We start from the raw sequence: 24,992 nt of genomic DNA, 5'->3' as shown, positions 1-24,992 counted from the left end.
CAGATCGAGGAGATTTCATGACCAGACGTATTTTGCCCCTGGCAATTGCCGCCGCAATCGCATTTCCGGCGATCGCCGGCGCCGCCGATTCACCACCGCCGCCGCGCATCGTCGTCACCGGCGAAGGCGAGGCGGCGATAGCACCCGATCTGGCTCTGCTGACGCTCAGCGTCATGCGCGAGGCCAAGACGGCACGTGCTGCGCTCGATGCCAATAACGACGCCATGGCCGCGGTGATCGCCGCGATGAAATCGTCCGGCATCAAGGAGCGCGACCTGCAGACCGCGGGCATCCAGATCAACCCACGCTATAACTACACCAACAAGCCCGACGGCAGCCAGGAGGCCGAGCTTGTCGCCTACCAGGTGACCAACACGCTGTCGGTGCGCATCCGCGACATCGACAAGACCGGCGACATTCTCGACAAGGCGGTGTCGCTCGGCGTCAACCAGGGCGGCGGCATCTCCTTCTCCAACGACGATCCGGCGGCAGCCGTCACCGAGGCGCGCAAGAAGGCCGTCGCCAATGCCATGGCCAAGGCCAAGACGCTGGCCGAAGCGGCCGGCGTCGGCATCGGCCGGGTCCTGGAGATCACCGACCAGAATTTCGCACCACCGCCGATGCCGATCAACGCCAAGGCATTCGATGCCGCCGGTGCGTCGGTCCCGGTGCAAGCCGGCGAAAATTCCTATACCGCACAGGTGACGGTGACTTTCGAATTGAAATGATCATCGCTTGCAGCATGAAAAACCCCGGAGGATCGATCCTCCGGGGTTTTTTTGAGCCACGCTTTCCGTCCTGGCGGAAAGGGCTCCGCTACTCTACCGGCTGCAAGTCAGCCGGCCGCAGGGCCGAAGACCTTAGCGATAGATGATCGGACAGCCGCGCTCGTTGGCGAATACGATCACGACGCGGTCGCCATACTGGCGGCCGGCGACCTTGACGGTGCGGCGGTTGATGTCGATGATGCGGGCGCGGTGCAGGCCCATGCGTTCGGCCTTGTCGATGGCACGCTCCGGCGAACAGGACCGGCGCCAGCCGCCATGACGGCGGTGTTCGCGATAGTAACCATCATCTTCGTCGCCGGTATAGACGCCGACGCGCGGATCCTGGTTGTTGCCGAAGCCGAGATAGATGCTGTCAGCATGAGCGGGGATGGCAGCAAGCGTGCCAAGGCCGACAAGAGCCGAAAGAGCCGCCGTCTTGATGGTATTGAACATTGTCTTCTCTCCTTGTTAGGGTTTCCACCCGTTTTCGTCGAACCTATGGTAGGAGAATGCACCCGTCTGTCTGAATTTTTTGCGAACCGGCCGTTCATCTCCAGTTCATGAGGCACAACCAGAATAGTCTCTCGCTTCTGGAACCGGTGTTATGGACGGCGGTGCTACATAGGGTGGATGGGCATGGTGGATGGACAACGTCCGTTTTGTCGTCGGTTCCGGATTTTCGATTTCGCGGTAAAAACCTAAGGCTCGTCCGCGAGCATATGGTCGAAATAGTCGTCCGGCTCGGCAAGGTCGGTCTCGCTGGCGGTGACCCGGTCGCGCATCGAGATGCCTGCCTCGTGCACGGTCTCGTCGCTTCCCGACACCAGCCTGTGCCACCAATAGAGATCGCGGCCCTCCGCCACCAACCGGTAAGCGCAGGTCTTGGGCAGCCAGCTGATGGTGCGCACATTCTGCGGCGTCAGCCCGACGCAATCCGGAACACGCGCCAGCCGGTTGGCATAGTCGGAGCAGCGGCAGCTTCCAGCGTCGAACAGCCGGCAGCCGACACTGGTCCAGTAGATCTCTCCGGTGTCCTCGTCTTCGAGTTTGGACAGGCAGCATTTGCCGCAGCCGTCGCAGAGTGATTCCCACTCGGCCGGGGTCATCGCCTCGAGCGTCTTGGTCTTCCAGAACGGCTTTTCCATCGTCGGCATGTGGCCCTCGGACGCTTCAAGGTCAAGCACGGCAACCGTGCACCCTCGACCGAACGATACGCCGGGACCATACGCCGGAACATACGCCAGGACCATACGAATGACATGAAGTCGCCTTCAAAACGCCGGTCAATCGCCCTGTGCCACAGCTAGAACCTACAAACAGGAACCAAACATGGTTGCTGAAAGTTTGGGCAGGGATGGGATGCCACAAGGAGTGTTTATGATGAAACCACGGATTCTGGCAGGCACGGCGCTTGGCCTGTTGATGGCGTCCGCGCCGTTAGGCGCGTTCCCGCTGCAAGGCAATGCCGCATTCAGCCCCGTGCAACGCACCGCAGCGCCGCTCATCCCAGTGCAATCGAGTTGCGCCGAGGGCGAGTCGGCGGAGGCCTGCGCGCAAAGCCAGCAGGCAGAGCAGCCCAAAAAGAAGAAGCGCGACCAGCAGCAGCAAACGGAATCCGCTCCAGCCGAGTCCGAGCAACCCCGCAAGAAGCGGCGCAATCAGCAGCAGCAAACAGAATCCGCTCCGGCCGAGCAGATCGCTCCGGCCGAGACCGAACAGCCCCGCAAGAAGCGGCGCAACCAACAGCAGCAAACGGAATCTGCTCCCACCGAGCAGATCGCTCCGGCCGAGACCGAACAGCCCCGCAAGAAGCGGCGCAATCAGCAGCAGCAAACAGAATCCGCTCCGGCCGAGCAGATCGCTCCGGCCGAGACCGAGCAACCCCGCAAGAAGCGGCGCAATCAGCAGCAGCAAACAGAATCCGCTCCCACCGAGCAGATCGCTCCGGCCGAGACCGAACAGCCCCGCAAGAAGCGGCGCAATCAGCAGCAGATCGAAGCGGCCCCATCGGAACAACCGGCCGAGCAGGCAGCGCCGGCAAACGACAACCAGCCCAACGTCAATCCGCGCAAGAAGAAGCAAAAACAGAACCAGCAGATCGAGGCTGCCCCGGCAGAACAGGCTCCGACCGTCGAGCCCGGACAAAAGCCGGGCAAGCGCAAGAAGCCTGCTGAATTGACCGGACCCGCCACGGAGCCGGAAGGCCAGCCGGCGCCGACCAATAAGGAAGCGACCCCACAGGCCCAACCGGCTCCGACCGAGCAGCAGGCCGCTCCCGTCCAGGGCGAACAGCCCCAGGACAAGATCAAGAAACGTGGCAAGAGGCCTGTCGGCGAACAGCCGGTCACAGGAGAGCAACAGCCCTCGACCGGCGAACAGCCTTCGACTGGCCAGGCCGCGCCGGTCCAGGGTGAAAATCCGGTCCAGGGTGAAGCCCAGGCAAATCCGAACGAGGCACCTGTTCTGGACAGCCAGAAGGATGTCTTGCGCAAGCGCAAGGGTGGCAAGGAGCGCGGCCAAAATGCCGGCAAGCAGCAGGGCAACCAGCCCGCCCAGCAGGGCGAGAACCAGGCGGAAGCCCCGAAGCCGGCTCCGGTCGAGGAGGGACCGCCACCCACCGACGACCGGGCGGCCCAGAAGGAGATCAAGCCTGAAAAGATCGTTCCGGTGACCGAGGAAAAAGGCAAGCGCGTCGAGCGTGCGCCGGACATCGAGGATGTTCGCCGCCGTCCGCGCCCCCAGGGCGCCAACGTCGTGAGGGAATTCGGCGACCGCGTCATCCTCCAGTTCAACAACCAGACGTTCGTGGAAAGCAGCGATGCCCCGCGCATGCATCGTGGAGCCAGGAATGTCTATTATGAGGACCTGTCGGGCGATCGCACCCGGGAAATCGTCGAGCGCGACAACGGTGTCCGGATCGTCACTATCCGCAACCGCTACGGCGACGTCATCCAGCGTTCACGCTTCGCGCCTGACGGGCGCGAATATGTGCTGAGCTATGTCGACGAGCGGAACTATGACTATGATGCAGACTGGCGCGACCCGGGCGACGACCTGCCGCCGATGCGCCTTACCATCCCGCAAGAGGAATACATTCTGGATTCCGAAGAGGTCGAGGATCCGGACGACTACTACACCTTCCTCGAACGGCCGCCGGTCGAGAGGGTCCAGCGCCTCTATTCGATCGACGAGGTGAAGCGCTCGGCCCGCGTGCGCGACATCGCCCGCCGCATCGACCTCGATACGCTCAACTTCGAATTCGGTTCGGCCTCGATTTCCGACACCGAGGTCCAGAAGCTGGAGGGTGTTGCCAACGCCATGGACAAGCTGCTGAAGAAAAACCCGGCCGAGAGCTTCCTGATCGAGGGCCATACCGACGCTGTCGGCACACCGGAAGCGAACCTTGCTCTGTCCGACCGCCGCGCCGAGGCGGTCGCCGAAGCCTTGACCAACGCCTTTGGCATCCCGGCGGAGAACCTGACGACGCAGGGCTATGGCGAGGAGTATCTCAAGGTCAACACGTCGGGGCCCAACCGCGAGAACCGCCGCGTCGCCATCCGCCGGATTACCCCCTTGGTAGCGCCGGTGGCCAGCGCCCAATAAACCGGAATGTGAACCGCGCGATTTGATCAACCATTGAATCGCGCGGTCATCAATCTTGAAACGCGCGGTTACCAATCCCAGATTCTGGACAGGGCGTTCCCTGCCCTGTCCCGACTCCAGCGGGACACACGAGCCCCGCCGGTTCCCCTCCCCGGCGGGGTTTCGTTTTTTGGAACCTGGCAAACCGCCGCAGCCTGCGTGAATACGGCACTCCGACAACGGAGCCCGAACCGCCGCGTGACGCGCCTCGAACTCGCCATCGAATCGATCATTCTCGCCTCGCGCTGGCTGCTGGTCGTCTTCTATCTCGGACTGGGCGCGGCGCTCGGCAAGAAGCTGTTCGAGGTCGTCTCCCTCGCCTTCTCTCGGCACTGATGCTTGCCTATATCGACCGGCTGATGGGTCTTGGCAAAGCCAAGAAAGCCGAGGAGTGAGCAGGCGTCTGTGCCGGTCTTTTAAGAGATACTTCCGTAGCGAGATACTTTCCGTCAGTAGATACTTTTGATTTTGGTATCCGTCCGGCCGAACACCTCGTCCGGCACAAAAAAGTCACCGGCGAGCGGGCCTGTCGCGCCCGGCGCATAGGCTGAGAAATCGCTGACGCCCTCGGCGCGCAGCACTTCTTCGTCGATGTAGAAATTGCCGGTTGCCTCGCGCGAGGGCCTGGCCAGGATGGCGTGTGCGGCATCGGCCATGATGTCGGGAGAACGGCTCATCGCCGCCACCGTCGCTCCGCCCAGGAGGTTGCGCACCGCCGCCGTGTCGATGGTTGAGATCGGCCATAGCGAATTGACCGCGATGCCATCCCTGGCGAACTCGGCGCTCATGCCCAGCGTGCACATAGACATGCCGAACTTAGCCATCGTATAGGCGACATGGTTCTTGAACCATTTGGCCTTCATGTCGAGCGGCGGTGCCAGATTCAAGATGTGAGGATTTTCCGCCAACCTCAAGTGTGGAATGCACATTTTGGAGACGAGAAAAGTGCCGCGCGTGTTGATCTGGTGCATCAGATCGTAGCGCTTCATATCAGTCTCCAGCGTGCCGGTGAGTTGGATGGCACTGGCGTTGTTGATGCAGATATCGATGCCGCCGAACCTCTCCACGGTCTTGGCGACGGCTTCGGCGACCTGTGCTTCATCCCGAATGTCGCACAGCACCGGCAGCCCCTTGCCGCCGGCCTGCTCGATCTCTTGCGCCGCTGTGTAGATCGTCCCCGGCAGCTTCGGATGCGGCTCGGCGGTCTTGGCCGCGATCGTCACATTGGCGCCGTCGCGCGCGGCGCGCAGCGCAATCGCCAGCCCGATGCCGCGCGACCCGCCGGAGATGAACAGCGTCTTTCCCTTGAGCGACATCCTTGCGCCTCCCTGCAACATGAAAGACACGATCCTTGCGCGGCTGAGAACCGCCGCGCAAGGCCCAACACACCGGATGCGGGTTACGCTGCGTCGGCCTTGAGACAATCTGAGCTAGACCAGCACCAGCCCCTGCCGCATGGCGGTAGCGATGGCATCGGTGCGGTTAGCGGCACCGAGCTTCGTCAGGATCGCCGCGACATGGAATTTCGCCGTATGCACGGAGATGTTCAGCCGCCGCGCGATGACCTTGTTGGGCGCACCTTCGGCGAGCAGTGCCAGCACCTCGCTTTCGCGCGGCGAAAGCGTCGGCCGGACGATATGCTCGTCAGTCGGTTCCTCCTCGAACCGGTCGCTGTCATGGAAGGTCAAATCGTGATGCCGATCGGATAGAGCATGGCTGTCGCGCGAAATCCGGTAGCCCGCCGCCGCCAGCCGCGCGGCGGCGGCGATCAGCAACTCGTCCGCTTGCACCGGCAGCACGGCAAACACTGTATCGGCCGGCCGTTCACGGGCCGCTCGCGACGATAGCAGCACGCGAGGCATCGCCGCGTCGAAGAGACCGCCTTGTAGCCCATGATCATCGACGATGGCGACATCCGCCGCCCCACGCCCGTCGACTTCGCCCGCCAGAACCGGCCGCAGATCATCGGTCGCAGCGAGAGCCGCGGACAGACTTCGCGCGCGCTCGACGTCACCGAGCGCGATCAGCACCGTCAGCCGTCTGCCAGCGACCTCACCGCTTACCATCTATCCCTCAGCTCAGTGGCTTTTCACCGATAGTCAGGGAGACCTCACGGTTCTCGCCACCGCGCACCACGCCGAGTGTCACCAAGGCACCGGCGCTGTCCGGCCCGAGCTTGCGGATCAGCTCGCGCGGGCCATGCACCGTCTCTGCGTTCCACGACACGATGATGTCGCCGAGACTGAGACCGGCTGCTTTCGCCGGCCCGTTATCGTCGAGGCTCATCACCATGGCGCCCTGTGTATCACCATTGCGGACCGGATGCAGGCCGGCGCCAAGATAGCCGCGCGCCACATGACCCTTCTCGCGCAGCGTCGTGACTGCCCGTTCGATCGTTTCGTAAGGCATCACCAGCGCCCGCCGGCGTGGCCCGAACAGCAGCATGCCGATCAGTCCGCCCTTGGCATCGAGCACAGGACCGCCCTCGAAACGGCCGCCGGCATTGACGGCAAGATTGATGCGCCGGTCGATCGTGCCGCCGCGCATTGAACGCCAAGCCGGACCGACCTCGCCGACCGTGCCGAAGGTAGCGAGCGAGGTGCCGTCGCTATTGCCCGCGACGACCGCCAGATTGCCCGGCCGCACCGCATCCGCCTTTACCAGTGACGGCACGCTCGGCGCGCCGGCCGGCTTCAAAACGGCCGTTCCGGTGGACGGGTCGCGGCCGACCAGTTCGGCCTTGACGGCTTCGCCCGAAGAAAACGTCAGCTCGATCTCCTCGCCGGCCTCGACCGCCTCCTCGGCAGTGACGAAATAGCCGTCCCGCCAGTGGAAAGCAGTTGACGTCCAGTGGTGCGTCGCGAAGCTGGCCGTCGCTGGTGCCGCGGCTGCCGCGATGTCGGCAATGGCGTCGGAAAACGTGCTCAGATTGAAATCGCTCATGATTTGTCTCCTGGGTTCTTCGTGACCCAGATATCGCCCCGCAGGGCGTTGGCGGATACTCGCCTGACGGCTAGTTGGGCATTTGACTGGCCATCTGGTCAGGTCGCGGCCGGTCCGGCCGCTCCGCACATATAGGCATTGTTCATCTTGTTCCAAAAAAGCTACGGAGCCCTCAGATGGCCCTGCCCGCCCGGCAATTGCAATATGACGATGGCCTTCTCGATGCCTATTCGGCGACGGTCGCCGATGCCGTCGACCGTATCGGGCCCGCCGTCTGCCGCATCGAGCGCGTCGGTGGCCCGGGCGGCCATGGCTCAGGCTTCGTCATCGCGCCGGACGGGCTGGTCGTCACCAACTTCCACGTCGTCGGCGATGCGCGCAGCGTGCGCGTATCAATGCCGGACGGCGCCTCCAGGGAAGGCCGCGTGCTCGGCCGCGATCCCGACACCGACATTGCGCTGGTGCGCGCCGACGGCAACTTTGCCGACGTTGCGCCGCTTGGCGATTCCAAGCGGTTGAGGCGCGGCCAGATTGCAATTGCCATCGGCAATCCGCTCGGCTTCGAATGGACCGTCACCACTGGCGTCGTCTCGGCACTCGGCCGCTCGATGCGTGCCTCCACCGGCCGGCTGATCGACGACGTCATCCAGACCGACGCCGCGCTCAACCCCGGCAATTCCGGCGGACCGCTGGTGTCCTCGGCCGGCGAGGTGATCGGCGTTAACACCGCGATGATCCATGGTGCACAAGGCATCGCCTTCGCGGTTGCCTCCAACACGGCCAATTTCGTCATCTCGGAAATCATCCGCTTCGGCCGCGTGCGCCGTGCCTTCATCGGCGTTTCCGCCGACACCACCAACCTGCCGCGCCGCGCAGCCCTTTTGTCGCAAGTATCGAGCAGCACGGCGGTGCGCCTGCGCAGTGTCGAGAAGAACAGCCCGGCGGACAAGGCCGGCCTCAGGGAAGGCGACATTATTGCCGCCATCGACGGCCGCCCGGTCACCGGCGTCGACGATCTGGTGCGCATGCTCGACGCCGAGCGCATCGGGCGCGAGACACTGTGCACCGTGGTGCGCCGCTCCGGCATTACTCAGGTCACGGTGATGCCGTTGGCGCGGGCGAGTTAGCCCGCCGCAGCACCCTGCGCATATTGCGCCAGGAATTCTGGGCTCGGCGGGATCGGCCTGATCACGTCGATCAGCACGCCGTTGGGATCCCTGGTGATGAAATGGCGCTGGCCGAAGGGTTCGTCGCACAGCGTTCGCAAGATCGGAAGGCCAGCGGCGGTGATCCGCTCATAGACGGCATCCGGATCCCTGACCTCGAAATTGATCAGCAGACCGGACGTGCGGCCCCGCGCTTCCTCCGGGATCGTCTCATGATCGCCCTGGACGATGCCGAGGTTGACGCGGCGATCTTCGGCTGAGCGCAGATGCACGTACCAGTCGGCCTCAAACAGCCGCTTGAAGCCGAAATGCGCAACATAAAAGGCCGCCGTGCCGGCAACGTCGCTCGTCATCAGCACCGGATAATAGCTCGTCGTCCTCATCTTTCCTTCTCCCGGCGAATAACATACAGTCTGCATGTAAATCGCATTAACATACAGGCTGCATGTATGCAACAGGGATCCACTCGTCGCTCCAACCGTGATCGCACCGAGGCGACACGCGCCGAGCTCATCGCCGCGGCGCGCAAACTGTTCACCGAAAAGTCCTTTGCCGAAACGGGCACACCCGAGATCGTCGCCGCTGCCGGCGTCACACGCGGCGCGCTCTATCATCACTTTGCCGACAAGCAGGCGCTGTTTGCCGCTGTGGTCGAACAAGAGGCGCAAGCCGTCTCGGAAGAGATCGAACGCGCGTCACCGCCTTCGCTATTTGCCCGCGATGCGCTGATAGCCGGCTCGGATGTCTATCTGGCTGCCATGCGTGCGCCCGGCCGCACGCGGCTCTTGCTGCTTGATGGCCCGGCCGTGCTCGGCCGCGCCGCCATGGATGCGATCGACAATCGCCATGGCAACCGTTCGCTGCGCGAGGGCCTTGTCGCCGCAATGCGCTCGCACTCCATGACGAGACTGCCTGTGGAAGCACTGACCGCTTTGCTCGCCGCCGCCTTCGACCGCGCAGCGCTCGCCATCGAAACTGGAGCATCGATCGAGGACTATCGCGCCGTTCTCATGGCGCTGATCGACGGCCTGTCTCCGGCTCCCCCTCAGGCACCTCACCCGGTTCGAACTCGTTGAAACAGCCTAGCTGGCGCTTGAACTGGTCGATCAGCCAAGCGGCCGCCGGTTTCGGGCTGCGATCGGCGCGGTGCATAGCATAGAGCGGCGAGCGGACTTCGCTGTAAGGCTCGAGATCGAGTTCGACGAGCCGGCCGTTCGCCAGATCATCGGCAATCAGCCATCGCGGCAGCCCGCCCCAGCCCAGCCCCTCGCGCATCAGCACGTGCTTGGTGCGCACATCCGTCAGCCGCCAGGTGCGGTAGGCGAAGACGCCATAGTCACGCCCGCGCGTACGCTCGGACTGGTCCGAGACCACCAGTTGAATGTGTTCGCGGACATCCTCCAGCGCCACTGGTCTCGGCAGCAGCGCCAGCGGGTGATCAGGCGCTGCGGCTGGCACCAGAGAGAAGAAGCCGATGCGAAGCAGATTCACGTCCGCCTCGCCCAGAAGCCCTCCGATGCCGAGATCGGCCTGTCCGCCGACAACATGATCGAGGATAAGGCCAAGCGAGCCGATGTGCAGACGCAGTGTCACGGCCGGAAACTGCGCCTCGAATGCCTTTAGCACCCGAACCAGCACCGGCGACGGTAGCGTCACGTCGACCGACAGCGCAACTTCCGCCTCCAATCCCTGCCGATATCCGTCGACACGCGAGCGGATGCGTTGCAGCACGCCGACCATGCGTCGCGCATCTTCCAGCGTCGCCTTGCCGACATCGGTCAGTTGCGGCTCACGCGTGCCCTCACGCTCAAACAGCTTCAGCCCAAGCTGCGCTTCGAGGTTGGCAATGGCGTAGCTGATGACCGACTGCGCGCGGTTGAGCTTACGGCCGGCAGCCGAGAAGGAACCGGTGTCGGCCACCGCAACCAGGATCTGCAGTTGGTCAAGCGTCGGGTTGGGCTGCATCTTTCAATCCACAATTTAGATGGATCATATACAAAATATACCAGTTTTTCAAATGAGTCTGCGCACACATATTTGCCGGGAGATTTTAATCCAACCCTGGAGAGTCACCATGTCCATCCTTCTTGTCACATCCAGCCCACGCGGCGCCGCCTCGCACTCGACCCGCGTCGCCAACGAACTCGCCGACAAACTGCTTGCCGCCGATCCTTCGGCCAAGCTTGTCGCCCGCGACCTCGTCGCCAACCCGCTGCCGCATATCGACCCCGACTATTCGACCGGCATCTATACGCCGGCCGAAGCGCGCACCCAGCGCCAGGCTGAGGTCGTCGGCGTTTCTGATACTGTACTGGACGAGCTGTTTGCGGCCGACACCGTCATTCTCGCCACCGGCTTCATCAACTTCAACATCTCGTCGACGCTGAAATCCTGGGTCGACCACGTCGCCCGCTCCGGCAAAACCTTTGCTTATGGCGATGCTGGCCCCAAGGGCCTCGTCACCGGCAAGAAGGTCTATATCGTGCTGGCTTCGGGCGGAATCTATTCCGAAGGTGCGGCCGTGCAGTTCGATCACGCCATTCCCTACCTGCGCAGCGTGCTCGGCTTTCTCGGCATGACCGATGTCGAGGTCATCCGCATCGAAGGAGTCGGCATGGGCGCCGACGCGGTGGCAGCAGCGCTGGCCAAGGCCACGGCCAAGGTCAATGCCATTGTGGCTGCGACCGGAAATGCCGAGCGCGTCGCCACCGCGGCATAAAGCCTCAGCATCGTCTGAATTGTACAAGGGCAGGCGCCCGGCGCCTGCCCTTGTTTTTCGTTAGCGACAGCCTGTCGTGGGCCACACAACCGCCATTGGTTATTCCGCATGTCTGCGCTATCGGTCGCGGATGTTCCTGTCTGTTGCCACAACTCACCGTCCGGCCACCGATCTCGGTTTCTTGCTGCACAAGCATCCGGATCGCCTGCACAAGACCGACCTGTCTTTCGGCAAGGCGTGGCTGTTCTATCCCGAGGCAACCGAAGACCGTTGCGAGGCTGCACTCCTGCTCGACGTCGACCCGGTGGGACTGGTGCGAGGCAAGGGCCAGGCAGAAGGCTTGCTCGACCAATGTGAACGACCGGCCTTACGCTGCATCATCCTTCCTGTCGGTGGCGCTGAACAAAATGCTGCGGACGGCGATGACCGGTATATCGAAGGAGCGCCAGGAACTAGCCGACAGCGAACTGCCGCTGGAGGCCGTGGTTACTCCACTGCCGATGCGCGGCGGTGAGGCTCTGGTTCGAAGTTTGTTCGAACCCTTGGGCTGGACAGTCGATCTGACGTCAATCGAAGGAATCGGGACTGCAGGCGAGCCCCGATACGGCCATCTGAAGCTGACCGGCACGGGCCGGCTCAGCGCCTTGTTGAATCACCTCTATGTGCTGATCCCGGTGATGGACGATGCCAAGCATTATTGGATCGGCGAAGCAGAGATCGACAAGCTGCTGTCCAGGGGAGAGGGCTGGCTGGAAAACCATCCGGCCAAAGACCTGATCGTGCGCCGCTATCTTGGCAATCGCAGGGCCTTGGCCCGCATCGCCCTGGAGCGGCTGGCTCCCGAGACGGCTGGCGAGGCACAACCTGCCGAGCTGCGCGTTACGCCCGAGGAAGCGCTGGAGACGCCGATCCGGCTGAATGACCTACGGATGGACGCGGTTGTCCACGCCATCCGGGCGACGGGAGCAAGCACGGTTGCGGACTTGGGATGCGGCGAAGGCAAGCTGCTCGGTCGGCTCGTGCGCGAGCGATGGGTTCATAAACTGTTCGGGCTCGATCCGGCGGTACGCGAACTGGAATGGGCTGCAAAGCGTCTCAAGCTGAACGAATTAGGCGGGCCGCCCGAGGGCCGGGTCACGCTGCTGCATGGATCGCTGACCTACCGGGACAGCCGTTGGGCCGCAGCCGACGTCGCTGTTCTGGTCGAGGTCATCGAGCATCTCGACGAGGACAGGCTGCCCCTGGTCGAACGCATCGTTTTCGGTGAGACGGCGCCCAAATCCGTCATCGTGACCACTCCGAATGCGGACTACAACGCTCTGTTTCCAAGACTGGCCCCCAGCGCATTTCGCCATCCCGATCACCGTTTCGAATGGAGCCGGGCTCAGTTCCAAGCCTGGGCGGCCAAAATCGGCGAAATCTATGGCTATGCAGCCACCTTCAGCGGTATCGGAGCCGAGGACCCTACCCTCGGCGCGCCCACACAGATGGGAGTGTTCACCCGATGAGAGAACCCGATAAGACCAACCTCACCATTCCTGACTTCGCCCTCGTCGTGCTGATCGGCTCGACCGGATGGGGCAAGTCGACTTTTGCCGCCAAGCATTTTCTGCCGACCGAGATCATCTCCTCGGACCAGTGCCGGGCGCTGATCGCCGACGACGAAACCGACCAGGACGTCTCTGCGGATGCCTTCCATCTGGTTCGCGAAATAGCCGGCAAACGGCTTAAACACCGCAGGCTGGGCGTCATCGACGCCACCAATGTGCGAGCCGCCGACCGCAAGGCCTGGATTGAGCTGGCGCGCAAGTGGCACGCTTTGCCCGTCGCCGTGGTCCTCGATCCAGGTGTCGAGGTGTGCGTCGCACGCAATGCGGTGCGAGCCGACCGGCCGTTTGGCGCCGGGGTCGCCCAGCGCATGACAACCGCGATTCGCAAGGGTCTTGGCGGCCTGCAACGCGAGGGCTTCCGCCAGGTCTGGAAGCTTGCCAGCGAGGCCAGCATCGACGCGGCCGAGGTGTCGCGACAGCCGTTGTGGACCGATAAGCGCGACGATCATGGCCCCTTCGATATCATTGGTGACATCCACGGCTGTTCGGATGAGCTTCATATCCTGCTCGCTCGATTGGGCTACAGCATCGCCTGGTCCGAGCATCAGGGCGACCGAACGGTCACCGTGGTCCCACCGGAGGGCCGCAAGATCGTCTTTGTCGGCGACCTCGTCGATCGCGGCCCCAACTCGCCCGACGTACTGCGCATTGCGATGAGCATGGTCGCGGCTGGAACCGCATACTGTGTCCAGGGCAACCATGAACGCAAACTCAGCCGCTGGCTAGAAGGCCGCAAGGTCACGGTCGCCCACGGCCTCCAGCAGACTGTAGATCAGCTAAGTGCACAGGACCGAGGCCTGCGCGAGGCGCTGCCGGCCTTTCTCGACGGCCTGCGCAGCCATGTCTGGCTCGATGGCGGAGGTCTCGCCGTCGCCCATGCCGGCCTCAAGGACGAGATGGTCGGACGCGGTTCCGGCGCCGTGCGCGAGTTCGCTCTGTACGGCGAGACCACAGGCGAGACCGACGAGTTCGGGCTGCCCGTCCGCGCCGACTGGGCTGCGGCCTATCGTGGCAAGACGGCCATAATTTATGGACATACGCCCACGCTATCGGCTGAATGGGTCAACAACACCCTGTGCATCGACACCGGATGCGTATTCGGCGGCAAGCTGACGGCCTTGCGCTGGCCGGAACGCGAACTGGTCGAGGTGCCGGCAATCAAGACCTGGTCGGAGCCGATACGTCCGCTGGGCGGGTCCGGTCCCGGTAAATCGGCACAGGCCGACGCCGACGGCGTGCTCGATTATCAGGACGTCTCCGGTCGCCGTTGGATCGAGACCGGACTGAGGGGCCGGATTGTCGTGGCTGAGGAGAACGCGTCGGCAGCACTGGAGGTGATGAGCCGCTTCGCGCTCTCGCCGCAATGGCTGATCTATCTGCCGCCGACCATGTCGCCGTCCGAGACGAGCAGCCAGGACGGCTGGCTGGAGCGTCCGGAGGATGCCTTCGCTTACTTCCGCGAGCGAGGCGTTGCGCAGGTCGTATGCGAGGAGAAGCATATGGGTTCGCGGGCAGTGATCGCGCTCTGCCGGAACGCGCAGGCGGCACGCAGCCGCTTCGGGATCCCGGGCGGCGAAACCGGCGCAATCTGGACCCGCACCGGACGCTCCTTTTTCAATGACAGTGCCATGACGGAGGGCTTGCTCGCCCGTCTCCGCGCCGAGGTCGACGCGGCGGACCTGTGGAAGGAATTGAACAGCGACTGGCTGCTGCTGGACGCCGAGATAATGCCTTGGTCGGCCAAGGCCGGCAGTTTGATCGAAAGCCAATATGCGCCGGTGGCGGTATCCTCAGCCGCCGGATTCAAGGCCAGCCGCGAGGCGCTGGCCCGTGCGATGGCGCGCGGCGTCGATGCAGCCGGCCTGAACGCACGCCTTGAAGACCGGGCCGTCCGCGCAGCCAAATACGCCACCGCCTGGGCGCCCTACGTATGGCCAGTTTCGGGCGTCGAGGACCTTAAGGCCGCGCCTTTCCACCTGCTGGCCAGCGAGGGACGTGTTTGGTTTGACCAGGACCATGTCTGGCACATGTCGCTCGCGGACCGTCTGGCTGCCCGTGGCGGCGTGGTCACGCCGACTCGATGGCGTATGGTTGATCTGGCCGACGGCAGCGCGTGTGCGGAGGCCATCGCCTGGTGGGAAGCACTGACTGGCTCAGGCGGCGAAGGCATGGTGGTCAAACCACGCGACTTCGTCAGCCGTGGCAAGAAGGGACTCATTCAGCCTGCGCTGAAGGTCCGCGGCCCGGAATATTTGCGCATCATCTATGGTCCCGAATATGACGCGCCCGACAATCTCGTCCGCCTCCGAGAACGCGGCCTGGCCGGCAAGCGCAGCCTGGCGCTGAGAGAGTTCGCGCTTGGTCACGAAGCGCTAACGCGATTTGTCGCCAAGCAGCCGCTACGCCGGGTTCACGAGTGTGTCTTCGCCGTGCTGGCGTTGGAAAGCGAGCCAATCGACCCAAGGCTGTAGTAGCCGATCTACCCGAAGATCTTTTCGCCTTGCTCGTCGACCAGTTGGATGCCCTTTTTGATCGAGATGTCGACGGCGTCATCAAGCCCGGCAAAGCGGTCGGCGCGGATGAATTTGTGCTTCTTCATCACGCCGTCGATCTCCTTCGAAACCACGCCGCAGGTCTGGTACTGGCCCTCCGCCTTGTAGGGCGTGGCGCTGATCAAAAATCCCTTGTGCTCGATCTGCTTTGCCGGCGCCGCTGTCTTTGGCTCGGCGGCTTCGTTGCCTCCGCCGAAAAGACGCTTCAGAAAAGACATGGGTATCCTCCAACGGCAATCATCCTGCACTACATAGCGCGGTGCAGGATGATTTTCAGTACCGGTCCTTGGCCGAGCGGGCAAGGGCCGCAGCTGGCTTGGCACTCAGAGGTCAGTCGCGCAACAACGCTTCCAAGGCCTCTGCGGCAGCTTCCAATATACTGATTGCCTCGGCCTGCTTTGCTTCAGGCGCATCGACGATTTCGCCGAGCGCGGCGCGCAGCCGGTGGCGCACGGCGCGAAACTCGTCGCGCTTTTCCGAGCGGCCGCGGCCGCGCCGGCCACCGTCGCCGTCATCGTTCCAGCCGAACCAGTCGCGCGCCTTCGCCATCTTGCGGCCGAAGCGCTCGAGATGTTCGAGCACGTGGTCGATCATCTCGCGATTTTCGTTGAGGTGCGCCTGCCCAGCCTCGGTGATTGAAAACACCTTCTTGTTGCCTTCCGCCGCAGAAACGGCGTAGCCGGCCTCTTCCAGGAAGGTCAGCGTCGGGTAGACCACGCCGGGGCTCGGGCTGTAGAAGCCGCTGGTGCGCTCCTCCAGCGCCTTGATGATGTCGTAGCCGTGCCGCGGCGCCTCGGCCAGCAGCGACAGCGTGATCAGCTTGAGGTCGCCGTCAGCCAGCATGCGCCCGGCGCGGAACATGTCGCCCGGCCCGCCGCGTCCTCCGCCTCTCATGCCATGCCCGAACGGGCCGAAGCCGCCGCGTCCGCCGAACTTGCCGGCCATATGCATGAAAACGCGCTCGGCGTGTTCGCCGAAACGATGATGCCCGAAATGATTGCCTTTGTGCATTGTTTGCTCCTTGAGTTATGTCTTAAGATATATCTCAGTTAGATACCCACGGCCACCGAGTCAAGATATATCTTACGATGTATCTGAAAATAGCGCCAGCAGGATTGATTTCGCCAGCGAGGGCAGCTAGGAAGCGCGTGAGGGTCGAAGACCCTCCGTAAGCGTCTGACGTGAAGCAACGCATCCACCCCCGGTCGTTCCGGGCAGTGACGCCGAAAACCGGCGAATGGATGCCAAGGCGACGGACCGGATGCTTCAGGGAAAATCCCAGATGATTGTGAAAACCTCGCGCAGAAAGCTGCCAGCGCACTATGCCGCCATCGTCAGCCCGCTGGTGCTGTCGTTGCTGATGACGTTCATCGTGTCGTTTATCTCGACCCTGAAAAGCCTTGGCTTGCAGCCCGATCTGCCGGCCACCTGGCTGACGGCCTGGGGCCTGTCCTGGCTGGTGGCATTTCCGACGCTGCTGCTTGTGCTGCCGGCGGTGCGCCGCATCGTTGGCTGGCTTTGCGAGCCTGTGGCTCGATAGCCGGCCATACGAAGGCTTGGAAACAATCTCGGGGCCTTTCGTGCCAAGTGAACTGGCACCGTCACCAGCGGCCTTTGCGCCGATTCCAGGCATAGAGCAGATCAGCAAAACGATCATAGGCATAGCGCGTCAACGGCAGCGCGGCGGGATTGCCGAACAGCGTCGCCAACCAGCCCTCGCCCGGCGTTATCAGCCACACCGCAACGGCAACATCGGCGCCGACCAGCAATTTGCCGTCGGCGTCGGTCGCATGCAGCCGGCGCCGGATATCCTCTAGCCCGATGCCGTAGCGGGCCAGCGCCGTCGGTTCGGCATTGATGTCGCGAAATTCGATCCGCCCGGCCTTGACCGCCTCGATCAGCCGCCGCTTCTGCCGGCTGATGCCGGCATCACAGACCGGACAGCGCGTATTGTACCAGACGGTCAGCAGAGGCTTGCTCATGTTTCGAATCGGCACCAGAGGGACGCGCACGGACTATCCGGCAAACGCCGTTGCGCCGCAACGCAACATGACACCCGCGAAATGGCCGGCCAGGCCTGGAGCGCAACTTACCCGAGCGAGGTGATGATCTCGCGATAGGCATCCTCCGGGAAAGCCTTGAGCGTCCGCGTCCTGACGTTTCCACCCGTCGCCAGCATCAGCGAGAAACGGGCGAGCACCGCATCGTCGGGCGCTTCGAGCACGGCCACCATGTCGCAATCCCCCATGGTGAGATAAAATGCCTTGAAGGACCCGCCCATGTCGCCCAGCAGTTTCTTGGCGGCATCGAGCCGCTTCGGCGACTCGCGCACGTTTTTGGCGCCTTGCTCCGTCCAGTTGATCAGCACGATGTAAGTTGTCATGGCACACCTCCCTCCGGTGCCGCGGAGCACGGCGTCCAACCGCCGGGGCGGGCATCCGGGTTTGTCGCCCAGAGAATGCGTCCGTCGCGGAATTATCCTCTCGTAGGGCACGACCCGCAAGAGCGGCGGGTCCAATCGTGATCGCCTATGCCAAAACGGAAAAGGGCGCCACCGGCGCCCTTTAAACTGCTTATCCGTCATTGGCCTCAGCTGTCGAGGAAGCTTCTGAGCTTGCGCGACCGGCTCGGGTGCTTGAGCTTGCGCAGCGCCTTGGCTTCGATCTGGCGGATGCGCTCGCGGGTGACCGAGAACTGCTGGCCGACCTCTTCAAGCGTGTGGTCGGTGTTCATGCCGATGCCGAAGCGCATTCTGAGCACGCGCTCTTCGCGCGGCGTCAGCGAGGCCAATACGCGCGTCGTCGTCTCGCGCAAATTGGCCTGGATCGCTGCGTCGATCGGCAGGATCGCCATCTTGTCCTCGATGAAGTCGCCGAGATGCGAATCCTCCTCGTCGCCGACCGGCGTTTCGAGCGAGATCGGCTCCTTGGCGATCTTCAGCACCTTGCGCACTTTTTCCAGCGGCATGGCGAGCTTTTCCGCCAGTTCTTCCGGCGTCGGCTCACGGCCGATCTCATGCAGCATTTGGCGCGAGGTGCGCACGATCTTGTTGATCGTTTCGATCATGTGCACCGGAATGCGGATGGTACGCGCCTGGTCGGCGATCGAACGGGTGATCGCCTGCCGGATCCACCATGTCGCGTAGGTCGAGAACTTGTAGCCGCGGCGGTATTCGAATTTGTCGACCGCCTTCATCAGGCCGATATTGCCTTCCTGGATCAGGTCGAGGAACTGCAAGCCGCGATTTGTGTATTTCTTGGCGATGGAGATGACGAGGCGCAGATTGGCCTCGACCATTTCCTTCTTGGCGATCGCGGCTTCGCGCTCGCCCTTCTGCACCTGGTTGACGATCTTGCGGAATTCCTGGATCGAAATCGCCGTCTCGGTGGCGAGGTTCTGGATCTCGGCGCGCAGGTCGCGGATCGCGTCCTTCTCGTTCTTGGTGAATTCCTTCCAGCCGCGCGAGGTCAAATTGCCGATCGAGCGCGTCCAGTTCGGATCGAGCTCCGAGCCCTGATATTCCTTGAGGAACTCCTCGCGGCGCACGCCATAGCTTTCGGCCAGCCGCAACAGCTTGCCTTCGTTCTGCACCAGGCGCTTGTTGATGTCGTAGAGCTGCTCGACCAGCGCCTCGATGCGCGCCGTGTTCAAGGACAGCGACTTCACCGCCTTGATCAGCTGGTCCTTCAGCTCCTTGAGCCGGCGGTCCTGGCTGGGCGACAGCGTGCCGGCGGCGGCCAGCCGGTTCTCGACCTGCTGGTCCTGCAGCTTGCGCAGTTTCTTGTAGGTGTCGGCAATGACGTCGAGCGTCTCCATCACCTGCGGGCGCAGTTCCGCTTCCATCGCCGCCAGCGACAGGCTCGCCTCGTCATCGTCTTCCTCGTCGTCGTCCACCAGGCCACGGGTGTCGCCGCCGACATTGGTGATGTCGTCCTCGTCCTCGCGCGAACGGCGCGACTTTTCCTCGGTCTTGGCTTCCTCGATACGCTCGACAACCGGCGCCTGCTTGGCCTCCGGCCCGGCATAGGTCGCCTCGAGGTCGATGATCTCGCGCAGCAGGATCTTCGATTCGTTGAGCTCGTCACGCCAGATGATGATGGCCTGGAAAGTCAGCGGGCTTTCGCACAGGCCCGCGATCATCGTCTCGCGGCCGGCCTCGATGCGCTTGGCGATCGCGATTTCACCCTCGCGCGACAGAAGCTCGACCGAGCCCATCTCGCGCAGATACATGCGGACCGGATCGTCGGTTCGGTCGGTCGGCTCTTTCTTAGTCGTGGTGGCGGCGACGGCGGTGCCGGTCTGCTCGGCCAGCTCGTTGGCATCTTCCTCGGCGTCAGCGGCGGTATCGGCGGCTTCGGGCTCCTCGCCCTGCTCGTCGTCCTCGACCACATTGATGCCCATGTCGGAAAGCATGGCCATCGTGTCCTCGATCTGCTCTGAGGTCACTTCCTCCGAGGGCAGCACCGAATTCAGCTCGTCCATGGTGACATAACCGCGCTTCTTGGCGGCCTTGATCATCTTCTTGACAGCATCGTCGGAAAGGTCGAGCAGAGGGCCATCGGTCGCGGCCTCGCGTTCGGTCTCGACTTCTTCCTTTTCTTTTGTCGCCATAGTCTTTATTTTCTCCAAGCGGCTGAGTATCAAAGCCGCGTAAGCTGCCGGTCCGGTCAAATTGGATGCGCTCCTTCCAGAACGCGCTTTACCGGGCCAGTAACTGCATCTCTCGTTAAGTCCAAATTAACCCTGATATCTGTGGCAAGCTGACTGCCTGTCCAGTGATCAGTACCTTACATCGCTGCATTCCCGTCGATGCCGGGCGGGTTAACGTTTCGAATCGACCTGATTCCGCCATTCTGTCGGAAGGTCAAGCGCCTCTCGCATGATTCGCATGAAAAAAGCGAATCAATTACCCGACTTAGAGCACCGCACGCTTGATTCAACGTGCAAGCACGTCCTTACATTTCAGTCTTCTGGAGGCTTCGATCTAAACGCGCCCAGCCCTGCCCGACGATACGCCAAACCCTTCGATCAGCGCTTCCGTTGCCTGCACATCACGAAATTGCGCCTGGATTTCGACCAGGTGCCGGTAGTTTTCGTCCGTGGGATCGCTGGCGAGCGCTGCTTCCGCCTGCTTCAGCTCCTTATGTAAGGTGCGCGCGCTGCGCTGCAAGTGGAGAGCTTGGCTGAACGCATCGCGAGCATCGTCGAGTGCTGCCGTTTCCAGCGCCGGCCATTGCCGCGCACGTTTGATCAGCGCCACCGCGCGCTGCCAGATCTCACCGCAGCCGGCCCGCTCGATCGTCGCGATTACAGCCTCGCGGTTGTTGGCCATATCGTGCGCCATGGCGTCGAGGATGGCCGCATGCAGCCGCTTCAGATCGGAGTTGGCGAGATCGAGGAACTCGACATGGGCGAAATTCTCGTCGATCAGCACGGGATGGTTGACGAGGGCCGCAATGATCGTCGCCTCGCGCACCGACATGCCCTCGCCACCGCGCCTGACCAGCGCCGAGCGGCCGAGGCTTTCGGTGATCGCGGTGCGCCCACCGGCATTGCCGCCGCGCGCAAACTGTCCGCCCGGTGCGGAGACCCTGCCCGGGAAGCGCTCACTTGGCCGTCCGTCCTGACGTCCCTGGCGTCCGCGCTGGGCCCCGAAGAAGCTCTGTACCCGCTCGCGCATTTCCTGTTGGTAGTGATAGCGAAGGCTCTCGTCGCGGATGCGGCTGGTCAGTTCGCGCAGTGTCTTTTCGAGCTCCGCCCGCCGTTCCGGCGTGTCGAAGATGCCGCCAGCGGTCTCGCGCATCCACAAGAGGTCGGCCAGCGGCCGTGCCTCGGAAAGCACGGCGCGGAACGCATCCGGTCCGTCACCCTTGACCAGATCGTCGGGATCCTTGCCCTCCGGCAGCAGGGCGAAGCGAACGGAGCGGCCAGCCTGGACCATCGGCAGCGCCATGTCGGCGGCGCGCCACGCTGCCTTCAACCCGGCCTGGTCGCCGTCGAAGCACAGCACCGGCTCGCCGGCCATGCGCCATAGAAGTTCGAGCTGGTTTTCGGTCAGCGCAGTGCCGAGCGGCGCCACGACATTCTCGAAGCCGGCCTGCGTCAGCGCGATCACGTCCATATAGCCTTCGACGGCAATGACGGTGCCGCCCTTGGCCAGCGCTTTGCGAGCGCGGGCGAAATTGTAGAGCACGTTGCCCTTGTGGAAGAGCTCCGTGTCCGGCGAGTTCATGTATTTGGCAGGCGCATCCGGCGCCAGCGCCCGCCCGCCGAAGGCGATGATCTTGCCTCTGGAATCCGGGATCGGGAACATGATGCGGTCGCGAAACCAATCATAGGAAACCGGGACGTCGTCGCCATGGCGCACCAGCCCGCACGCCTCGATGTCGGCCTTGGGGACACCCTTGGCGGCAAGATGCTCCTTCAGCGCATTGCGGCTGTCGGGGGCATAGCCGAGGCGGAAAGACTGCTGCGTCGCCGGTGTCAGGCCCCGGTCGCGCAGATAGGCGCGGGCCTTTGCCCCTTCCGGTCCCTGCAGTCGTTCCTGGAAGAACACCGTCGCCATCTCCATGACGTCGGTCAGGCTGGCGCGTTCCTTTTCGCGCCGCTCCTCCTGGGCATCGCGAACCGGTATCGGCACGCCGGCCATGTCGGCGATCTTCTCGACCGCTTCAGGAAAGCTCATGCCATCGAGTTCGGTCAGGAACTTGAAATGGTCGCCGGAAACCGAGCAGCCGAAACAGTGATAACGGCCCTTCTTGTCCTCGCAGTGGAAGGACGGGCTCTTCTCGCCATGGAACGGACAGCACGCCCAATAATCGCCGCGTGGCGCGTTGGTCTTCTTCCTGTCCCACGCGACGCGCTGGCCGATCACCGAAGAAATCGGTACGCGGTCGCGTATTTCGTCGAGGAAAGCAGGCGGAAAGCGCATGGGGGACAGCTCGTTTGGCCTCCATATAATCACACGGGCGAAGCCCGACGACTCCTAATGGCGGCCATACCCGGTTTTCACAGGCCAAAAAGAGAAGGCGGCCCGCGGGCCGCCTTCCCGATCTAAACCGGCGCAGCGCCGGTCAGCCGCTCCGGGCTCACTGCGCGGCGATGGCGCCGAAGATCAGGCCGGAGAGAACGCTTACCAGCAGATAGTCGTTGCCGACCCGGATCCACTCCTGGCCGGGACCGGGACGGCGCAGGCCATAGTGGCGATAGTCGCGGATCGGCTGGTGACGCTTCCAGCTGGAATATCTCTGGCCGTTGCGCCAATGGCTGCGCTTAACAACGATCTTCTTCTTCACTACGACGCGCTTGTTCACCTCGACATGCTTGTTCACGTCGACATACCTGCCGGGCTTCTGCCAGTCGACCTGGCTGTAGTTCGACTGCGGCGCGTTTGGTGTGTTCAGCGGTGCAGCCTGGCCCTGCAGGGCCGTTGCAGCCAGCATCGAGAAGGCCATGGCGGAAAGAACGATGCGTTTCATAGCGGGTACTCCTAGGTTGTCGACGCCTCTGGAATAGAGCCGGAAGGATGAACCGAAACTGAACACCGGGATTACGTTTTCGTAATGATTTCTTACGTTTAGCACAACTAATTCAGCGCTACCTTTAAAGCGACCGTCCGAGAATGGACGCGTGACCCTCCGCAACTCCGCAGTCTATGCAACCATTTTGTCAGCCATCCATTTCCGACACGCTCCGTCGCTTGCCAAAAGGCGTCCGAACCGGGCAAAATTTATTATTCGGCTAAAAAAAATCGGAGTAATATCAACCTCTGCAATGTCCACGATTCGCGCCCACTTTTGCCCCCTTGACGTCACGGCGCTCGCGTCGCTGATACCGGTCGGGTTGCGAGGCCTGGCATGAGTGGTTCCGTCGTTTTGCTGCACCTTGCCGGCGCGGTCGCACTGATGCTGTTTGCCACCCGTTTGGTGAAGACCGGCGTCGAGCGCGCCTATGGCGATGTGCTGCGCCACAAGCTGCGCGCCACCATGCGCAATCCGTTCATGGCGGTTCTGGCCGGCTGCGGCCTAGCTGTCGCACTGCAAAGCTCGACCGCCGTCACCTTGCTGGTCGGCTCATTCGCCGGCTCCGGTATTGTCAGCGGCATGTCGGGCCAGCTTGCGGTGCGCGGTGCCGAGATCGGCTCGGCCCTGGTGGTCAAGCTGCTTACCTTCGATCTGTCGCTGCTGGTGCCGGTCTGCCTTGTCGCCGGCACGGTCATGTTCATGGCCACCGAGCGGCGCGACTGGCGCCAGTTCGGCCGCATCCTGGTCGGCATCGGCCTGCTGCTTCTGTCGCTGGAGATGATCGGCCAGGCGTCGGAGCCGCTACGCCAGAGCACGCTGATGCCACTCATCGTCGATTACTTCTCTGGCGATCCGGTCACCGCCTACCTTCTGGCGGCGTTGGTCACCTGGCTGTTCCATTCCTCGATCGCCGCGGTGCTGCTGATGGTGACGCTGGCCGGCCGCGGCTTCATCCCGCCCGAACTCGGCATCGTGCTGGTGCTCGGTGTCAATCTCGGCTCTTCGATCATCGCGCCGCTTCTGACCCGCAACGCAGAACCCGGCGTTCGTATCGTGCCGATCGGCAATCTCCTGATGCGCGGCATGGGCTCGCTGATCATGCTGATCCTGTTCCTGACGTTCAAGCCGCCGGTCGCCTTCTTGGGCAGCACCGTGCCCGACCAGATCGTCAATGCCCACATCGTCTTCAACATCCTGATCCTGATCGCCGGCCTGCCGCTGGCGAGCCTGGTCTATCGTGCCTCGGAAAAGATCGTGGCGCTGGGCACCAAGCCGCAGCCCGCCAACGCGCTCGACGTCGTCGAGCTTTCGGCGCTCAACGAAAGTGCGCTCGACGTGCCGAGCCAGGCTTTGGCCAACGCCACCCGCGAGGTGGTGCGGGTCTGCGAGACGGTCGAGATCATGCTGAAACGGATCATCGAGCTCTATGAGAGCGCCGATGCCGACAAGATCGGCGCGCTGGCCGCACTCGACGACCGTGTCGACAGGAAGCACGCGGCGATCAAGCTCTATCTGGCCAAGGTCACCAAGAACCCGTTGAGCGAGGACGAGGCCCTGCGTTGCCAGGAGCTGATCGGCGCCTGCGTCAAGCTGGAGCAAGTCGGCGACATCATCGTGCGCAACATGCTGGTCCACGTGAAGAAGAAATTCGAGCGCGGGCTGGAGTTCACGCCGGAAGGCTGGCGTGAGCTTTGCGCCTTCCATGCCTTGGTGCTTGCCAATGCCAGGCTTGCCTTCAACGTGCTGGTGTCCCGCGATCCGGAGACCGCTCGCCAGTTGGTGCTGGAAAAGGACCGGCTGCGCGACCGCGAGAAGGAAACCAGCCAGAGCCATTTCGTGCGGCTGCGCGACGGCACCGCCAAGAGCGTCGAGACCAGCTCCATCCATCTCGACACCATTCGTGACCTCAAGCAGATCAACTCGCTGCTCGCCTCGATGGCCTATCCTGTGCTCGAGGAGCGCGGCCTGCTCACCGGTTCGCGGCTGAAGGCTGGATAGATTGCGTCCACAGGCCGGGTAGCTTCAGAACATCGCCTATGAAAATTGCTGTGGGCCAATGCGCAAAAATTA

General features: G+C 63.0%; 23 protein-coding genes and 1 pseudogene. 10 read left to right on the top strand and 14 right to left on the bottom strand.

Features of this window, described 5'->3' with window-relative positions; genetic code table 11:
• Positions 1 to 17 precede the first annotated feature (17 nt).
• Positions 18 to 728 (top strand): SIMPL domain-containing protein, encoded by a 711-nt coding sequence (locus RQ479_RS31405; protein ID WP_023719319.1) that lies wholly within the window; start codon positions 18 to 20, stop codon positions 726 to 728.
• A 132-nt stretch (positions 729 to 860) separates the two neighbouring features.
• Here RQ479_RS31405 and RQ479_RS31400 read toward each other — a convergent pair whose 3' ends face one another.
• Together RQ479_RS31400 and RQ479_RS31395 are read right to left on the bottom strand one after the other, a co-directional pair.
• Entirely contained in the window at positions 861 to 1,220 is a 360-nt protein-coding gene (locus RQ479_RS31400; protein WP_023678277.1) for a hypothetical protein, read from the bottom strand.
• A 245-nt stretch (positions 1,221 to 1,465) separates the two neighbouring features.
• Entirely contained in the window at positions 1,466 to 1,912 is a 447-nt protein-coding gene (locus tag RQ479_RS31395; RefSeq protein WP_376706054.1) for a YcgN family cysteine cluster protein, read from the bottom strand.
• A gap of 277 nt (positions 1,913 to 2,189) precedes the next feature.
• On the opposite strand from RQ479_RS31395, the gene RQ479_RS31390 reads away from it, so the two are divergent.
• Positions 2,190 to 4,370: an OmpA family protein gene (locus RQ479_RS31390; RefSeq protein ID WP_376706053.1), complete on the top strand. Its 2,181-nt coding sequence runs from the start codon at positions 2,190 to 2,192 to the stop codon at positions 4,368 to 4,370.
• Positions 4,371 to 4,607: 237 nt separating this feature from the next.
• Complete coding sequence (locus RQ479_RS31385; protein WP_292658798.1) at positions 4,608 to 4,745, top strand: hypothetical protein; 138 nt, start codon at positions 4,608 to 4,610, stop codon at positions 4,743 to 4,745.
• 113 nt (positions 4,746 to 4,858) lie between these two features.
• Here RQ479_RS31385 and RQ479_RS31380 read toward each other — a convergent pair whose 3' ends face one another.
• From RQ479_RS31380 to RQ479_RS31370, 3 genes are all read right to left on the bottom strand, one after another.
• Positions 4,859 to 5,725: an NAD(P)-dependent oxidoreductase gene (locus RQ479_RS31380; RefSeq protein ID WP_292658785.1), complete on the bottom strand. Its 867-nt coding sequence runs from the start codon at positions 5,723 to 5,725 to the stop codon at positions 4,859 to 4,861.
• A 114-nt stretch (positions 5,726 to 5,839) separates the two neighbouring features.
• Entirely contained in the window at positions 5,840 to 6,475 is a 636-nt protein-coding gene (locus tag RQ479_RS31375) for a response regulator transcription factor (protein WP_376703579.1), read from the bottom strand.
• Between the two features lie 7 nt (positions 6,476 to 6,482).
• Complete coding sequence (locus RQ479_RS31370) at positions 6,483 to 7,352, bottom strand: S1C family serine protease (protein WP_376703578.1); 870 nt, start codon at positions 7,350 to 7,352, stop codon at positions 6,483 to 6,485.
• Between the two features lie 176 nt (positions 7,353 to 7,528).
• Between RQ479_RS31370 and RQ479_RS31365 the strand changes: the two genes are divergently transcribed.
• Positions 7,529 to 8,479 carry a S1C family serine protease gene (locus RQ479_RS31365; RefSeq protein WP_376703576.1) on the top strand — a complete coding sequence of 317 codons (951 nt, stop codon included), beginning with the start codon at positions 7,529 to 7,531 and terminating at the stop codon, positions 8,477 to 8,479.
• Here RQ479_RS31365 and RQ479_RS31360 read toward each other — a convergent pair.
• Complete coding sequence (locus tag RQ479_RS31360; protein ID WP_352466680.1) at positions 8,476 to 8,901, bottom strand: VOC family protein; 426 nt, start codon at positions 8,899 to 8,901, stop codon at positions 8,476 to 8,478. The genes RQ479_RS31365 and RQ479_RS31360 overlap by 4 nt on opposite strands.
• 66 nt (positions 8,902 to 8,967) lie before the next feature.
• Between RQ479_RS31360 and RQ479_RS31355 the strand changes: the two genes are divergently transcribed.
• Positions 8,968 to 9,594, top strand: a complete 627-nt coding sequence (locus tag RQ479_RS31355; RefSeq protein WP_376703575.1) for a TetR/AcrR family transcriptional regulator — start codon at positions 8,968 to 8,970, stop codon at positions 9,592 to 9,594.
• Here RQ479_RS31355 and RQ479_RS31350 read toward each other — a convergent pair.
• The gene (locus RQ479_RS31350) at positions 9,527 to 10,483 is read right to left on the bottom strand and encodes a LysR family transcriptional regulator (protein WP_352720857.1); all 957 of its coding nucleotides are present in this window, start codon (positions 10,481 to 10,483) and stop codon (positions 9,527 to 9,529) included. The genes RQ479_RS31355 and RQ479_RS31350 overlap by 68 nt on opposite strands.
• A gap of 109 nt (positions 10,484 to 10,592) precedes the next feature.
• On the opposite strand from RQ479_RS31350, the gene RQ479_RS31345 reads away from it, so the two are divergent.
• The 3 genes and pseudogenes from RQ479_RS31345 (at position 10,593) to RQ479_RS31335 (ending at position 15,318) form a co-directional block, all read left to right on the top strand.
• Complete coding sequence (locus RQ479_RS31345) at positions 10,593 to 11,237, top strand: FMN-dependent NADH-azoreductase (protein ID WP_352466683.1); 645 nt, start codon at positions 10,593 to 10,595, stop codon at positions 11,235 to 11,237.
• A gap of 130 nt (positions 11,238 to 11,367) precedes the next feature.
• A pseudogene (locus RQ479_RS31340) lies at positions 11,368 to 12,745 on the top strand (3' terminal RNA ribose 2'-O-methyltransferase Hen1).
• Entirely contained in the window at positions 12,742 to 15,318 is a 2,577-nt protein-coding gene (locus RQ479_RS31335; RefSeq protein ID WP_376703574.1) for a polynucleotide kinase-phosphatase, read from the top strand. Before RQ479_RS31340 ends, RQ479_RS31335 begins: the two are co-directional and overlap by 4 nt.
• A gap of 8 nt (positions 15,319 to 15,326) precedes the next feature.
• On the opposite strand, the gene RQ479_RS31330 is transcribed toward RQ479_RS31335, so the two are convergent.
• Together RQ479_RS31330 and RQ479_RS31325 are read right to left on the bottom strand one after the other, a co-directional pair.
• Positions 15,327 to 15,617 (bottom strand): HlyU family transcriptional regulator, encoded by a 291-nt coding sequence (locus tag RQ479_RS31330; protein ID WP_376703573.1) that lies wholly within the window; start codon positions 15,615 to 15,617, stop codon positions 15,327 to 15,329.
• 112 nt (positions 15,618 to 15,729) lie between these two features.
• Positions 15,730 to 16,410, bottom strand: a complete 681-nt coding sequence (locus RQ479_RS31325; protein ID WP_376703572.1) for a PadR family transcriptional regulator — start codon at positions 16,408 to 16,410, stop codon at positions 15,730 to 15,732.
• 271 nt (positions 16,411 to 16,681) lie between these two features.
• Here RQ479_RS31325 and RQ479_RS31320 point away from each other — a divergent pair, with 271 nt between their 5' ends.
• Positions 16,682 to 16,939, top strand: coding sequence for a DUF2798 domain-containing protein (locus RQ479_RS31320; protein ID WP_376706052.1), 258 nt, complete (start codon positions 16,682 to 16,684; stop codon positions 16,937 to 16,939).
• A gap of 61 nt (positions 16,940 to 17,000) precedes the next feature.
• Here the strand turns inward: RQ479_RS31320 and RQ479_RS31315 are convergent, their stop codons facing one another.
• From RQ479_RS31315 to RQ479_RS31295, 5 genes are all read right to left on the bottom strand, one after another.
• Positions 17,001 to 17,381 (bottom strand): thiol-disulfide oxidoreductase DCC family protein, encoded by a 381-nt coding sequence (locus RQ479_RS31315; RefSeq protein WP_376703571.1) that lies wholly within the window; start codon positions 17,379 to 17,381, stop codon positions 17,001 to 17,003.
• Between the two features lie 107 nt (positions 17,382 to 17,488).
• Positions 17,489 to 17,782, bottom strand: coding sequence for a GYD domain-containing protein (locus RQ479_RS31310; protein ID WP_292658752.1), 294 nt, complete (start codon positions 17,780 to 17,782; stop codon positions 17,489 to 17,491).
• A 206-nt stretch (positions 17,783 to 17,988) separates the two neighbouring features.
• Positions 17,989 to 20,010: an RNA polymerase sigma factor RpoD gene (rpoD, locus tag RQ479_RS31305; RefSeq protein ID WP_023678297.1), complete on the bottom strand. Its 2,022-nt coding sequence runs from the start codon at positions 20,008 to 20,010 to the stop codon at positions 17,989 to 17,991.
• Positions 20,011 to 20,383: 373 nt separating this feature from the next.
• On the bottom strand, positions 20,384 to 22,330 hold the full coding sequence (dnaG, locus tag RQ479_RS31300; protein WP_376703570.1) for a DNA primase: 1,947 nt from the start codon (positions 22,328 to 22,330) through the stop codon (positions 20,384 to 20,386).
• Positions 22,331 to 22,487: 157 nt separating this feature from the next.
• Positions 22,488 to 22,877: an RcnB family protein gene (locus RQ479_RS31295; protein WP_352466690.1), complete on the bottom strand. Its 390-nt coding sequence runs from the start codon at positions 22,875 to 22,877 to the stop codon at positions 22,488 to 22,490.
• Between the two features lie 378 nt (positions 22,878 to 23,255).
• On the opposite strand from RQ479_RS31295, the gene RQ479_RS31290 reads away from it, so the two are divergent.
• The gene (locus RQ479_RS31290) at positions 23,256 to 24,920 is read left to right on the top strand and encodes a Na/Pi cotransporter family protein (protein ID WP_376703569.1); all 1,665 of its coding nucleotides are present in this window, start codon (positions 23,256 to 23,258) and stop codon (positions 24,918 to 24,920) included.
• Positions 24,921 to 24,992: the final 72 nt, after the last annotated feature.

The sequence above is a fragment of the Mesorhizobium sp. ISC25 genome, from assembly GCF_042295465.1.
GTDB lineage: Bacteria > Pseudomonadota > Alphaproteobacteria > Rhizobiales > Rhizobiaceae > Mesorhizobium.
The sequence above is the reverse complement of the archived record's forward strand: the minus strand, read 5'-3'. Positions and strand labels throughout refer to the sequence as shown.

Coding starts and splice junctions, on each gene's coding strand:
- RQ479_RS31405 (WP_023719319.1), top strand. CDS start 18: ATGACCAGACGTATTTTGCCCCTGGCAATTGCCGCCGCAATCGCATTT.
- RQ479_RS31400 (WP_023678277.1), bottom strand. CDS start 1,220: ATGTTCAATACCATCAAGACGGCGGCTCTTTCGGCTCTTGTCGGCCTT.
- RQ479_RS31395 (WP_376706054.1), bottom strand. CDS start 1,912: ATGGAAAAGCCGTTCTGGAAGACCAAGACGCTCGAGGCGATGACCCCG.
- RQ479_RS31390 (WP_376706053.1), top strand. CDS start 2,190: ATGGCGTCCGCGCCGTTAGGCGCGTTCCCGCTGCAAGGCAATGCCGCA.
- RQ479_RS31380 (WP_292658785.1), bottom strand. CDS start 5,725: ATGTCGCTCAAGGGAAAGACGCTGTTCATCTCCGGCGGGTCGCGCGGC.
- RQ479_RS31375 (WP_376703579.1), bottom strand. CDS start 6,475: ATGGTAAGCGGTGAGGTCGCTGGCAGACGGCTGACGGTGCTGATCGCG.
- RQ479_RS31370 (WP_376703578.1), bottom strand. CDS start 7,352: ATGAGCGATTTCAATCTGAGCACGTTTTCCGACGCCATTGCCGACATC.
- RQ479_RS31365 (WP_376703576.1), top strand. CDS start 7,529: ATGGCCCTGCCCGCCCGGCAATTGCAATATGACGATGGCCTTCTCGAT.
- RQ479_RS31360 (WP_352466680.1), bottom strand. CDS start 8,901: ATGAGGACGACGAGCTATTATCCGGTGCTGATGACGAGCGACGTTGCC.
- RQ479_RS31355 (WP_376703575.1), top strand. CDS start 8,968: ATGCAACAGGGATCCACTCGTCGCTCCAACCGTGATCGCACCGAGGCG.
- RQ479_RS31350 (WP_352720857.1), bottom strand. CDS start 10,483: ATGCAGCCCAACCCGACGCTTGACCAACTGCAGATCCTGGTTGCGGTG.
- RQ479_RS31345 (WP_352466683.1), top strand. CDS start 10,593: ATGTCCATCCTTCTTGTCACATCCAGCCCACGCGGCGCCGCCTCGCAC.
- RQ479_RS31335 (WP_376703574.1), top strand. CDS start 12,742: ATGAGAGAACCCGATAAGACCAACCTCACCATTCCTGACTTCGCCCTC.
- RQ479_RS31330 (WP_376703573.1), bottom strand. CDS start 15,617: ATGTCTTTTCTGAAGCGTCTTTTCGGCGGAGGCAACGAAGCCGCCGAG.
- RQ479_RS31325 (WP_376703572.1), bottom strand. CDS start 16,410: ATGCACAAAGGCAATCATTTCGGGCATCATCGTTTCGGCGAACACGCC.
- RQ479_RS31320 (WP_376706052.1), top strand. CDS start 16,682: ATGATTGTGAAAACCTCGCGCAGAAAGCTGCCAGCGCACTATGCCGCC.
- RQ479_RS31315 (WP_376703571.1), bottom strand. CDS start 17,381: ATGAGCAAGCCTCTGCTGACCGTCTGGTACAATACGCGCTGTCCGGTC.
- RQ479_RS31310 (WP_292658752.1), bottom strand. CDS start 17,782: ATGACAACTTACATCGTGCTGATCAACTGGACGGAGCAAGGCGCCAAA.
- rpoD (WP_023678297.1), bottom strand. CDS start 20,010: ATGGCGACAAAAGAAAAGGAAGAAGTCGAGACCGAACGCGAGGCCGCG.
- dnaG (WP_376703570.1), bottom strand. CDS start 22,330: ATGCGCTTTCCGCCTGCTTTCCTCGACGAAATACGCGACCGCGTACCG.
- RQ479_RS31295 (WP_352466690.1), bottom strand. CDS start 22,877: ATGAAACGCATCGTTCTTTCCGCCATGGCCTTCTCGATGCTGGCTGCA.
- RQ479_RS31290 (WP_376703569.1), top strand. CDS start 23,256: ATGAGTGGTTCCGTCGTTTTGCTGCACCTTGCCGGCGCGGTCGCACTG.